Consider the following 1,190-nt stretch of genomic DNA (forward strand, 5'->3'; position numbering starts at 1 on the left):
GGATACCACATCGGTACAGCGATTCGAGCAGCTTCTAGTGCTTTAAGTGTTGCTAGCTCTAATGGCTTTCCATCCTTATCTTTTGCTAATTCCATACTGCCCAGAATGCTGCCTGTTTTTACTCGTGCCGGTGAATCAGCAATAGATACTTCTTGATTGGCCAACCGACCTGCATAAATGCCAACTGTAGAGTTTCCTTCGTGTACTTGTGGCACTACGGTGATGTATTCACTTGCAATGCTCTTTGGCACATTCACCGTTTGCGCTAACCATTCGGCCCATATTTCACCGTCCTCGGAATCATTAATTCCTGGTAAGGAACAGATCATGAAAACTTCTCGGCCAAGCTTGGCTTTAAGTTCATGGCGAAATGCGACTGCATCTTCAAGAATGGACGCTCCAGTATTTGGCTTATCCAACACAACAGCTTCAAAGCTTGATGTCTCATTGGCTTTAAAAACCGCAGCCTGCCAACTATCTGATGGGTTTAAAACGATCACACCGGCAGTCCAGTTCTGTTTCCCATTTAACTGAGCAGCTTTTAGCGTGAGCATGTGTACGGGGTCGATGTTATCGAACGTGCTGTCTGAAAAATCCGTGGTGTTATCCACCATAATTAGGTTGCGCTCTGTTCCTGCAACTGTGCCGTACACAACAAACAGAAAGTGAAATTCAACGCCCGGGATCGGTCCGCGCATCATGTTCAGAATGTTAATAATGACGGTAGGCCATGCCATGTTTAGTTGCTCCTATTTCGATTCATTTCCCGCTTGATAATCATTGCTGCCCGTTTCGGACTAATGCCTATCAATCGGCGTTCTGGGCGATCTACTTCCCACTTACGTGATGGCGTTTTATTTTCCAGATCACTAATCAGTTTTGCGGTTTCAGCGACGGTCATATTCTGAGTAATGAATTTGAGCGTTGGCTTTTTGCCTCTCTTCTGCCTGCCTTGGGGCGGAAGTCTGTAACCTAAATCGCGTAACTCTTTTGCTTGCTCTCTCGTTGCCGGGTCGGTTTTCTTTGGTTCTTTCGCTTTCTTGGCTTGCTTGAATCGCTGCTGCAATCCGCTTACCTCTGCTTCACCTGTATGGTGAGCCAGTGCAACGGTTCCTCGTCTTGATGGCCAACCAACAACCAAAACCCGGTTATTGTCTTTTTGAAAATGCTTTAGCTTCTTAGTGAAACCT

At 46.1% G+C, this 1,190-nt stretch carries 2 protein-coding genes; both read right to left on the reverse strand.

Going from position 1 to position 1,190, the window contains the following annotated elements; genetic code table 11:
- Positions 1 to 737 (reverse strand): DUF2586 family protein (locus R7E29_RS18015; RefSeq protein ID WP_318082808.1); only part of this gene is annotated, 737 nt, incomplete at its 3' end.
- Positions 738 to 739: 2 nt separating this feature from the next.
- A partial coding sequence (locus R7E29_RS18020) for a phage virion morphogenesis protein (protein WP_318082804.1) occupies positions 740 to 1,190 on the reverse strand: 451 nt, incomplete at its 5' end.

Origin of the sequence: Vibrio sp. Vb1729 (assembly GCF_033338655.1) — a bacterium.
GTDB lineage: Bacteria > Pseudomonadota > Gammaproteobacteria > Enterobacterales > Vibrionaceae > Vibrio > Vibrio alginolyticus.